This is a genomic window from Geobacillus sp. Sah69 (genome assembly GCF_001414205.1).
GTDB classification, from domain to species: Bacteria; Bacillota; Bacilli; order Bacillales; family Anoxybacillaceae; genus Geobacillus; species Geobacillus stearothermophilus.
The window spans coordinates 20,640-31,239 of record NZ_LLKS01000010.1 but is presented as its reverse complement, the minus strand read 5'-3'; the positions used below and the strand labels follow the sequence as shown (position 1 = coordinate 31,239).

The 10,600-nt window shown below is 55.3% G+C and carries 13 protein-coding genes and 1 pseudogene; all 14 read left to right on the top strand.

The genetic code is table 11. From position 1 onward, the window contains the following. A pseudogene (locus tag AP057_RS17650) lies at positions 1-183 on the top strand (type II secretory pathway pseudopilin PulG); the annotation flags it as partial. Positions 184-229: 46 nt separating this feature from the next. Beyond that, positions 230-985, top strand: a complete 756-nt coding sequence (locus AP057_RS01300) for an A24 family peptidase (protein ID WP_055357880.1) — start codon at positions 230-232, stop codon at positions 983-985. A 21-nt stretch (positions 986-1,006) separates the two neighbouring features. Continuing rightward, positions 1,007-1,945, top strand: coding sequence for a type IV pilus biogenesis protein PilM (gene pilM, locus AP057_RS01295; RefSeq protein ID WP_055357879.1), 939 nt, complete (start codon positions 1,007-1,009; stop codon positions 1,943-1,945). Further along, on the top strand, positions 1,935-2,510 hold the full coding sequence (locus AP057_RS01290; RefSeq protein WP_023633736.1) for a fimbrial protein: 576 nt from the start codon (positions 1,935-1,937) through the stop codon (positions 2,508-2,510). The genes pilM and AP057_RS01290 overlap by 11 nt, the downstream gene beginning before the upstream one ends. Beyond that, complete coding sequence (locus tag AP057_RS01285) at positions 2,507-3,226, top strand: hypothetical protein (protein ID WP_055357878.1); 720 nt, start codon at positions 2,507-2,509, stop codon at positions 3,224-3,226. The genes AP057_RS01290 and AP057_RS01285 overlap by 4 nt, the downstream gene beginning before the upstream one ends. Before the next feature lie 21 nt (positions 3,227-3,247). Beyond that, the gene (locus tag AP057_RS01280) at positions 3,248-3,709 is read left to right on the top strand and encodes a type II secretion system protein (protein ID WP_055357877.1); all 462 of its coding nucleotides are present in this window, start codon (positions 3,248-3,250) and stop codon (positions 3,707-3,709) included. A gap of 116 nt (positions 3,710-3,825) precedes the next feature. Further along, positions 3,826-4,941: a hypothetical protein gene (locus AP057_RS01275; RefSeq protein ID WP_055357882.1), complete on the top strand. Its 1,116-nt coding sequence runs from the start codon at positions 3,826-3,828 to the stop codon at positions 4,939-4,941. Between the two features lie 110 nt (positions 4,942-5,051). Continuing rightward, positions 5,052-5,639 carry a nucleoside triphosphate pyrophosphatase gene (locus AP057_RS01270; RefSeq protein ID WP_055357876.1) on the top strand — a complete coding sequence of 196 codons (588 nt, stop codon included), beginning with the start codon at positions 5,052-5,054 and terminating at the stop codon, positions 5,637-5,639. Positions 5,640-5,778: 139 nt separating this feature from the next. Next, positions 5,779-6,459, top strand: coding sequence for a DNA repair protein RadC (gene radC / locus AP057_RS01265; protein WP_055357875.1), 681 nt, complete (start codon positions 5,779-5,781; stop codon positions 6,457-6,459). 160 nt (positions 6,460-6,619) lie between these two features. Further along, positions 6,620-7,642, top strand: a complete 1,023-nt coding sequence (locus tag AP057_RS01260; protein ID WP_033014277.1) for a rod shape-determining protein — start codon at positions 6,620-6,622, stop codon at positions 7,640-7,642. 20 nt (positions 7,643-7,662) lie between these two features. Continuing rightward, positions 7,663-8,529 carry a rod shape-determining protein MreC gene (mreC, locus tag AP057_RS01255; RefSeq protein WP_055357874.1) on the top strand — a complete coding sequence of 289 codons (867 nt, stop codon included), beginning with the start codon at positions 7,663-7,665 and terminating at the stop codon, positions 8,527-8,529. Then, positions 8,526-9,044: a rod shape-determining protein MreD gene (mreD, locus tag AP057_RS01250; RefSeq protein ID WP_049624755.1), complete on the top strand. Its 519-nt coding sequence runs from the start codon at positions 8,526-8,528 to the stop codon at positions 9,042-9,044. The genes mreC and mreD overlap by 4 nt, the downstream gene beginning before the upstream one ends. 40 nt (positions 9,045-9,084) lie before the next feature. Then, positions 9,085-9,777, top strand: a complete 693-nt coding sequence (minC, locus tag AP057_RS01245; RefSeq protein WP_033010588.1) for a septum site-determining protein MinC — start codon at positions 9,085-9,087, stop codon at positions 9,775-9,777. A 2-nt stretch (positions 9,778-9,779) separates the two neighbouring features. Continuing rightward, a complete protein-coding gene (gene minD, locus AP057_RS01240) occupies positions 9,780-10,583 on the top strand; it encodes a septum site-determining protein MinD (RefSeq protein ID WP_033014273.1) in 804 nt (267 codons plus the stop codon). Positions 10,584-10,600: the final 17 nt, after the last annotated feature.

The window sequence follows — 10,600 nt, the reverse complement described above, 5'->3', positions numbered from 1 at the left end:
GASAGTAATGATCCTAACGCTGGTTATTCTTACGTACTTATCAAAAATAATGGAAATAAATTAAGTTACTATGTGAAATTAATTAACAGCCAGCGAGGAGTACACAATAATGGGGCAGCTGTCGAAGAACAAAATCTTAAACGCAGTGCAGTTGGGGCTGTCAAAGGTGAGAGTGGAAGTTAAGAAGATAGCTGAAAATAGAAAAAGCGTTTGATAGGAATTAATATCTATGAATCAAATTGCCCTAACTTTGGTTTTCCTCTACTCCCTCCTCCTCGCCTCGTTCTTTAACGTTGTCGGGCTGCGGGTGCCGGTCGGGGAGTCAATCATCAGGCCGCGGTCGCATTGTCCGGCGTGCGGACGGACGCTATCGGCGGGGGAGCTCATTCCGGTTGTGTCGTATGTCGTGCAGCGCGGGCGGTGCAAAGGGTGCGGGGGGCGCATTTCTCCCCTTTACCCGGCGATGGAATTGGCCACCGCTGCCTTGTTTACGGCCGCGCCGATGTGGGTCGGCTGGAGCGGGCGGCTCGTTGTGGCGTGGACGTTGATCAGCTTGTTTGCCATCATTGTCGTCTCCGATCTTCGCTACATGCTCATCCCCGACCGGGTGCTTTTGGTGTTTGCTGGTTTGTTTTTGGTTGAGCGGCTTGTGATTCCGTTTTTGCCGTGGGCCGATATGCTCCTTGGGGCGGCGGTCGGATTTTCGCTTTTATGGCTGATCGCCGTTTTGTCCAAAGGCGGGATGGGGGGCGGCGATGTGAAGCTGTTTGCCGTGCTTGGGTTTGTGCTCGGTTGGAAAATGGTGTTGCTCGCGTTTTTCTTGGCGACGTTGTACGGAACGGTGATCGGGCTTGTCGGCATGGCGTTGGGCCGCGTGCGGCGCGGCAAGCCGATGCCGTTTGCGCCGGCGATCGCACTCGGGGCGTTGACCGCGTTTTTCTTCGGAGAAGCGATCGTGCGCGCGTATATTTCACTCATGATGTAAAGACGGCAGAAAGGAAGCGGAATGAAGATGGCGTTATGGCGGCGAAAGGCGAAACAGGCGAACATCATCATCAAAGATCATGTCCTGCGCTATGTGGAAGCAAGGCCGGGGCAGCCGCCCGAGGCGAGGCGATGGGGCGAGCGAGCCTTGCCGCCCGGCATCATTCGCGATGGAAAAATCGCCGATCGGGAAACGTTGGCGATGATTTTGGACGAATGTGTTGACGAATGGAAACTTGACGGGCGGCGTGTCCGCTTTGTCGTTCCCGATCCGTTTGTGATGATCCGCCATTTGCCGCTTCCCGCTCATTTGCCGGACGAGGACATCCGCGGCTATTTGTTTATGGAGCTTGGTGAATCGATTCCGATTCCGTTCGCCGATCCGGTGTTTGACTACGTCGTGGCCGAGAGAACAAGCGAGGCGCTGAACGTGCTGTTGTTTGCCGCGCCGGAAGAGGCGGTGGCCGAATATGCGGCGCTCTTGGAAGACGCCGGCCTGCGCCCGGTGGCGGCCGATGTGTCCCCGCTTTGCGCCTATCGCCCGTTTTTTGTTGCCGGACAAGCCGCGGCGGACGACCACATTTTGCTTGTCCAGTTTGACGAATCGGCTGTCAATTTGAGCGTCTTCCACCGCCATTTGCCGCAGTTTATGCGCCATGTGCCGCTTGAGGCGCCCGGGGAGCGAACGATGCCGATCGTTGACCCGTTTGCGGAGGTGTATAAGGAAGTCGAGCGGATGATGAGCTTTTATTCGTTTTCCATCCAGCAAGGAAAACAGCAAATTACGCGCCTCTTCCTCATCGGCGACCATCCGCGGCTTGACGATGTGTTTGCCGTTATGTCAGAGCGGCTTGATGTGCCGCCGGAGCGGCTTTCTCGCTCGCTTGATCCGTTGCCGGACCGTTATCATCTCGCCTGGGGATTGGCGTTGAAAGAAGGAATGGCTGACCATGATCGTTGACATCAACTTGCTGCCGCGCAAAGAGCCGCGCCGTGCGGCGGGCGCCGTGCTGGCGGCCTTCGCCGTTTTGCTTCTGCTGCTTGGCGCTGGGGGAGGCTACTGGCTGATGGAGCGTGCGAATCAACGGCTCGCGGTGCTTGAAGGGGAGCTTCGGCAAGTGCGCGCCGAGCAGGCGGCGATGGAGGCGAAGGGAAAAACGACGGAGCAGCAGCAAGCTGAGCAAGAGCTTGCTAAAGCGGTCGAATGGGCGAACCGTTATCCGCTCAAAACGGTGCCGCTGTTGCGTGCGTTGGCCAAACAACTGCCGGAGCGCGGCTTTATCATGAACTTTTCGTATGCCGGTCAAAAGACGGTGACGATGACAGTGCAGTTTGATGCGGCGGAAGAAGCGGCCTATTATTTAGATCGGCTTGAGGAAGTTCATTTGGTCAAAGCCGTCAAATTGACCGGCATCTCGGCCAGCGGCGAAAGCGGCGGGGCAGAGGGGGAAACGATCGTGCCGCGGTATATCGCGCAATATGAGCTGGAACTTCAGCCGACAGGAAAAGAGGGGGACAACGAATGATGGGCCGTTTTGGAAAATGGCCGCTCGTGTTTACCGGGGTGTTTCTTCTTGCCGCTCTTTTGTTTGCCGCTTTCTATGTTTTTGTGCTCATGCCGCGCTACGAACAAATGGATCGGCTCGAGGCGGTCGTACAAAGCGAGAAAAACGTGTTGGCTGCAATGAAAAAGCAGGCGGCGGGGAATCGAGAAGAAACGGCAGAGAGCCTGGCGGCTTTGCAGAGGAAAGTGCCGGTGCGCCCGTTCGCCGACCAACTGTTGCTGGCGTTTCAAAAAGCGGAATATATTTCTGACAGCCGGCTATTGAGCGTCAGCTTCGCTGAAGGGCAAGGAACCGGAGAATCTCCTTCGCAAGGGAACGCGAATGGAGCGGAAAGCAAGGCGTCCGGAGACAAGGCGTTGATTCCTCCAAGCGGCATCCAGTCTATTACCGCCCAATTGACGGTGGAATCTCCCTCCTATTATCAGCTTGAACGGTTTTTAGAGGTGCTTGAGCACTCTGAGCGCATTTTGGCGGTGGAAGGATTGACGTTTACCGGCCCGCCGGAGTTGACGTCCACCGCTGTCGACGTGCAACCGCTCGCCTATTCCATCAATGTCCGCGCCTTTTACGCACCACAGCTTGAGAAATGGAAGCAGCTCATTCCCATCCGCGATGTCCCTCCGCCAAGCGGCAAAGACAATCCGCTCGTGGAAATGGCGCCGTCTTCGGACCGATAGAGAGGATGGTGGAAGTCCGATATGCTCATTCGCATGAAGCGGGGAATGACCCTCATTGAGCTGTTGGCTGTGCTTGTGATCATCGGCATGGTAGCGATGATCGTCGGTCTTGCTATGTGGACGGTGATCGACCGTGCGCGCGAGCGGGCGTTTGTTTCGGATGCTTATGGCTTGTATGAAGCGGCGCGGCTGTATGTCGGCGCGGAAAAAGTGGAGTTTTTGCCAGCCCGTTCTTCTGCCATATTGTCGTATGGAGAATTGGTGGGCAACGGTTTGCTGGATCCAATCGAAGATCCGTTTACCGGAAATGTATTGCCGCCGGAAACGAATCCATCGTACGTGCTTGCCACGAAGCGGGAAGACGGCGGGATTGAGTACGCTGTCTGCTTGAAAGGCGAGACAAAGCAGCTTTGCACCTATGAGGGGCGCGAGCAGCCGATTCCTGTCGAAGCGCTGGGGACGGAGATGATTCGTGACCGATAATGTCGGAAAATGAAGAAAAGAAGCAGGAACAAGGCGACAAATGTCTTGTTCTTTTTTTTTCTCTTTATGGTAAGATAGGCGAAAGAAATCGAAGTGTGAAAAAGGACGGTGGCAAAATGGACAAGCAGCGTCCGGGCATTACGGTGAACATTAACGGACAATCGCGGCCGTTTACCATTGAACAACCATCGGACGAGCAACAGGATGAACCCGGCGGACAGAAGCACAGAGCGGCTTCGCCGGCCGCTTCTTCCGTTGGTGGAACCTCGGTCGGACACCTTTCGCTCAGCCCTCGGCAGGGGGGCAGCCTTCCAGACGGTGGAGACGCAACGGATCGCGGGCGCAACGGCGGACAAGAAACGGAAACAGAAGTGATGGCCGTTGCTGAAAAGGAGGGGGCTGCCGCTATGGAAGCTGATGAACCGATCTTTTCCGTTTCAGAGGCAGTCCCCAAGAAGAAAGTCGGCAAAACGCGCCGGCCGTGGCTGCCGTCGCACGTCAAGCCGCTGTTTCTCGCGGCGGCAGTCGCGGCGCTTGTCGGCATGGCATTTGGCATGGTGATGCTTCGTCTTGTCCCGAAGGAAAAAGCGGAGCCATCGCCGGCGGCGGAAGCGTTGACAGAACTGACGGAGGATGGAGCGGTTTCGGGCAGAGGACGTGCGGAAAGCGAGTTGCCCGCCCCGTTTTCGGTCGCTGTCATTCAGGCCGGCGTCTACTCAAATGCGGATTCGGCGGCGCGGGCAGCCGAATCGATTCGACAGGCCGACGTGCCGGTCGTGGTGGCTGGAAAACAGCCGGCGGCTCTCTATATTGCGGTTGGCGCGGATAAGGAAGCGCTGCGGGCGGTCAACGACCAATACCGAGGAGCGGTGCCGAGCACGTACGTGAAGGAGCTGTCGTTTGCGGCCGACACGAAGGCGCGCCGGTCGGATATCGTCCAAAAAGGAGAGGCGCTATACAAAAGCATGGCAGCAGTTTCCGCCGCTTTGCTCGCCGGCAAGGATGTGAGCGACGGGGAATGGAAGGCGCTGAGCAAGGTGTACGGCTCGTTTGAAAAAAGCGAAACACCCAACGACAACACGGTCAAGAAATATGCCGAGTCGCTGAAGCAGGCGTATTTGGCGCTTGTTGCCTACAAGGAGGGGGAGGAAAAAGAGCTGCTGAACAAAACCCAGCAGCAGCTGCTTGAGGCGCTTGCCGTTTACATGGAGTTGGTTCCGCTGCGGAGCTGAACGGCTCCGTTTTTTGTTTTTTCGCCCGCCTGCAGAAATTGCCTTTCACCGCAAAATTTGCTACGATACAAATGAATCTTCCGAACCGAAACGAAGAAAGGAGAATGACGATGCCCCCACGGTTCGTGCTTGCCTCTCGTTCCCCGCGCCGCAGGCAAATCCTCGAGCTGGCCGGCTGGGCGTTTGACGTGCAGGAAAGCCAGGCCGATGAGACGATCCCCCCCGGAATGCCGCCCGACGCAGCCGTTCAATTGCTGGCCCGCCGGAAAGTGGAAGCGGTTGCGCCGTCTGCGCCCGGTGCCTTCGTTCTTGGCGCCGACACGATCGTCGTGTGCAACGGACGCTTGTTGGGAAAACCGCGCACCGAAACAGAAGCGTTTGACATGCTGCGGCTTTTGTCCGGACGAACGCATGATGTTTGGACCGGTGTCGCGATCGCGGCGCCGCACGGGAAGACTGTGTCATTCGCTGAAAAAACAGCGGTGACGTTTTGGGAGTTGAGCGATGAGGAAATCACATCCTACATCGCCACCGGAGAGCCGATGGACAAGGCGGGGGCGTACGGCATTCAAGGCCGGGCTGCCTTGTTTGTCAGGCGGATTGAGGGGGATTATTTGACGGTCGTCGGCTTGCCGCTGTCGCGGACGGCACGGGAGCTGCGCCGGCTTGGATGGCCGCCTTACGGAATGGAGACGTGATTGTTTCAGCAAAGGATGTTCAGTCTGGGGCTTCGCCATGGCCGCGAGACGGCATGGGGACGCGATGTGGCCAAGCAGCTGGGCGCCTGCAGCGCGCCAGCCGTTTGGTCGAACAAAAATACGAAAAGGGAGGAATACAATGGCGTGGATGATCCGCGATGTGCCGAAAGACAGCCGTCCGCGCGAACGGATGTTGTCGTCGGGGCCGGAAAGCTTGGCAGACCATGAACTGCTGGCGATTTTGTTGCGCACCGGAACGAAGGACGAGTCGGTCGTGCAGCTTGCCCAACGCTTCCTTCGCCACTTTGAAGGGCTAAGGCTGCTCAAAGACGCAACAGTGGAAGAAATGACGAATATTAAAGGAATCGGGCCGACAAAAGCGGCGCAAATTTTGGCGGCGTTGGAACTCGGCCGCCGCATCCACCAATCCGGCTATAACGACCGCTATGTGATCCGCTGCCCGGAGGACGGAGCCAAATATGTGATGGAAGATATGCGGTTTTTGTCGCAAGAACATTTTGTTGCGATTTATTTGAATACAAAAAACCAAGTTATTTATCGCAAAACGGTGTTCATCGGCAGCTTAAACGCTTCAATTGTCCACCCGCGCGAAGTGTTTAAAGAGGCGATCAAACGATCCGCCGCCTCTGTCATTTGCGTGCACAACCACCCCTCCGGTGATCCAACCCCAAGCCGCGAAGACATCGATGTCACCAAACGGCTCGCGGAATGCGGCCGCATTATCGGCATTGAGCTGTTGGACCATCTTATCATCGGCGATCAAAAATTCATCAGTCTGAAAGAAAAAGGCTATGTATAACGGTTCTCATTTTTTGTCGAATCAGTTATAATATCAACTATGAGTTTTTCCGAATCCGTTTAGGCGGTGCTGTACAATTTATAAATGACTGACATCCGACCAATTGGGCCAATAGAAAAATGATAATACGCATTTCGTTTCGGAAAGGAAGATCAACGATATGTTTGGGATTGGAACGAAAGATCTTGGGATCGATTTAGGGACAGCGAACACGCTTGTTTATGTCAAAGGAAAAGGGATCGTCTTGCGCGAGCCGTCCGTCGTCGCCATTCAGCGCGACACGAAGCAAATTGTTGCGGTCGGCAACGAGGCGAAAAACATGATCGGGCGCACGCCCGGCAACATCGTGGCGCTGCGGCCGATGAAAGACGGCGTCATCGCCGATTATGAGACGACAGCGACGATGATGAAATATTATATTCGCAAAGCCATCAAGACGAAGGGATTGTTTGCCGGCAAGCCGTATGTGATGGTGTGCGTGCCGTATGGCATTACAGCGGTCGAGGAGCGGGCGGTCATCGATGCGACGCGCCAGGCCGGAGCGCGCGACGCCTATACGATTGAAGAGCCGTTTGCGGCTGCAATCGGCGCTAACTTGCCGGTATGGGAGCCGACTGGCAGCATGGTCGTCGACATCGGCGGCGGCACGACCGAAGTGGCGGTCATTTCGCTCGGCGGCATCGTGACGAGCCAGTCGATCCGCATTGCCGGTGATGAAATGGATGAAGCGATCATCCAATACATTCGCAAGTCGTATAACCTCATGATCGGCGAACGGACAGCCGAGGCGATTAAAATGGAAATCGGTTCAGCCGGAAATCCGGAAGGAATCGGAAACATGGAAATTCGCGGCCGCGATTTATTGACGGGCTTGCCGAAAACGATCGAAATCAGCGCCGAGGAAGTGGCTGAGGCGCTTCGCGACACGGTTTATGCCATTGTGGAATCCGTGAAAAACACGCTTGAAAAAACGCCGCCGGAGCTAGCGGCCGACATCATGGACCGCGGTATCGTCCTGACGGGCGGCGGAGCTTTGTTGCGCAATTTGGATAAGGTCATCAGCCAAGAAACGGATATGCCGGTCATCGTCGCCGAAAATCCGCTTGACTGCGTGGCCATCGGCACAGGAAAAGCGCTCGACCACATCGACTTGTTCAAAAACAAGGCGAGAGACCATCGCTGACAGCAAGAAGGTGCCGACGCATGCCACAGTTTTTCGGAAATAAGCGCCTCATTTTTTTGCTTGTCAGCATCGTCATTCTCGTCATGTTGATCGGGTTTTCGCTGCGCAGCCGCGAGCAACTGACGTGGCCGGAGCAGTTTGTGAAAGACACGGTTGGCTTTGTCCAGCTTCTGTTCGGGAAGCCTGCGCAAGTGGTCGCGGGCTTCCTTGAAAATGTGAGCGACCTTCGCCATACATATGAGGAAAATCAATTGCTGAAGGCGAGGCTTGAGGAGTATGCGGCGCTGCAGGCCGAAGTGGAGTCGCTGCGCCAGGAAAACGAACGGTTGCGGGCGCTTCTCGATAAAAAAGAGAGTTTGCGCGATTTTATCCCCATTCAAGCGACCGTGATCGGACGGAATCCAGACCGTTGGCGGGAGACGGTGATCGTCAACAAAGGTGCGCAACACGGGGTGAAAAAAGATATGGCCGTCATTACCCCGGCTGGACTTGTCGGCAAAGTGCAGCATGCTTCCCAATTCACATCCACCGTCCAGCTGTTGAGCGCGCTTGACCAAAACAACCGCATTTCCGCGTATGTCCAAGGAAACGAAAATGTATTCGGCTTAATTGAAGGGTATGACAGCAAACGACGCGAACTGATCCTTGGCGAAATTCCAATTGACGCCAAAGTGAAGGAGAAGCAAAAAGTATTGACTTCCGGCCTCGGCGGCGTGTTTCCAAAGGGATTGCCGATCGGTGAAGTGACGGAAGTCAAACCGGATCAGTACGGGCTGACGCAAGTCATCTATGTCAAGCCGTTTGCCAACTTGTACGATGTGGACGACGTTATGATTGTGAAACGGACGATCGATGCAACACTGCAAGAAAAGGAGGAGGCAAAGTGAATAAGTGGCGTCTCCCTTTCCTTGCGGTGTTATGTTTTGTCAGTGAAAGCATTTTGGTTGATGTATGGCCGAAAGGCGATGTATACATCCGGTATTTTTTTGTTCCCCGCTTTTTTCTCATTTTTTTGGTGCTGATGGCTGTGCACTTCGGCGGAACGCGGGCGATGGGATACGGGGTTGTTTTCGGGTTTCTGTATGATTGCGTCTATACGGAGCTGCTCGGCGTTTACGCGTTTGCCTATGCGCTCATCGCCTATGGAGCGGGCAAAGTGATGAGATGGTTTCACCAGAACTGGCTCGTTCTTTTTTTGTTGTCGTTGTTGGCTGTCGCGGTGCTTGACAGTTATGTGTACGGCATCCAGCTGTTGATCGGACGGACGGATTGGCCGTTTGCCGTCTTTTGGGGGCGCCGCTTATGGCCAACGCTGCTGTTAAACGCCGTGTTTTTGCTCGTCTTTTTGCACCCGCTTGAACGGTGGATGGCAAAAATTCGCCGGTCGGAGCAGGAAGAATAAAAGAGGAAAAACGGCCCGTTTTGTAGAATTATTCGTTGGGGTGAACGTTGTGGCAAAGCAAAAGCAGCAGTACGTGACGATTAAAGGGACGAAAGACGGGCTGACGCTGCAGTTGGATGACCGCTGTTCGTACGAGGACTTGTTGAAAGAAATCGAAGAGCGGCTCATCAAACGCGCCGGCGTTGCGCCAAACAGTCCGCTCGTCTCCGTGCATCTCAAAGTCGGGAACCGTTACTTGACGCCCGAACAAGAAGAGGAGCTGCGCGCGCTCATCCGCCGTTCCAAAAACTTGGTCGTCGATTCAATCGAAAGCAATGTCATATCGAAAGCGGAAGCGCTCGAATGGGTGCAAAAAATGAAAATTTCGGCTGTCCCGCGCATCGTCCGTTCCGGGCAAGTGCTTCATGTCGAAGGGGATTTGCTGCTGATCGGCGACGTCAACCCTGGCGGAACAGTCATCGCCGGGGGGAACATTTTCATCCTCGGTGCTTTGCGCGGCATTGCTCATGCTGGGTATAGTGGAAACAAAGAAGCTGTCATCGCCGCGTCGGTGATGAAGCCGATGCAGCTGCGCATCGGCGATGTGATGAACCGCGCTCCCGACTACAAAACGGACGAAGGAAATGAAATGGAATGCGCTTATGTTGATGAACATAACCAGATTGTTGTCGACCGCTTGCAGCTGCTCATGCATTTGCGGCCGAATTTGACGCGCTTAGAAAGGAGAATGTGACCGTGGGAGAAGCGATCGTCATCACTTCCGGGAAAGGCGGCGTCGGCAAAACGACGACGACCGCGAACCTTGGGACGGCCCTTGCCATTTTGGGGAAGCGGGTGTGCCTGGTCGATACGGACATCGGGCTGCGCAACCTTGATGTTGTGCTGGGGCTTGAAAACCGCATTATTTACGACTTAGTCGATGTCGTCGAAGGGCGCTGCACCGTGCAAAAGGCGCTTGTCAAAGATAAGCGGTTCGAGAACCATTTGTATTTGCTGCCGGCTGCGCAAACGAGCGATAAATCGGCGGTCAATCCGGGGCAGATGAAAGAGCTGATCGAGCAGCTGAAGCAAGAATACGACTATGTGCTCATCGACTGTCCAGCTGGCATTGAGCAAGGATACCGCAACGCCGTCGCCGGCGCGGATGAGGCGATCGTCGTCACGACGCCGGAAGTGTCGGCCGTCCGCGACGCCGACCGCATCATCGGCTTGCTTGAAGCGGAAGAGCACGTCAAGTCGCCGCGCTTGATCATCAACCGCATTCGCAGCCATATGATGAAAAACGGAGATATGCTCGATGTCGATGAAATCGTCATGCATTTGTCGATCGAGCTGCTCGGCATTATTGTCGACGATGAAAACGTGATCAAAGCGTCGAACCGCGGCGAACCGATCGTGCTCGACCCTAACAGCAAGGCGTCGATCGCTTACCGCAACATCGCCCGCCGCATCCTCGGCGAATCGGTGCCGCTGCCGCCGCTTGAGGAAGAGGAGAAGGGGCTGTTTTCAAAGATTCGGAAAATATTTAGTTTGAAATAATAGAGTTGGCGCAAGAA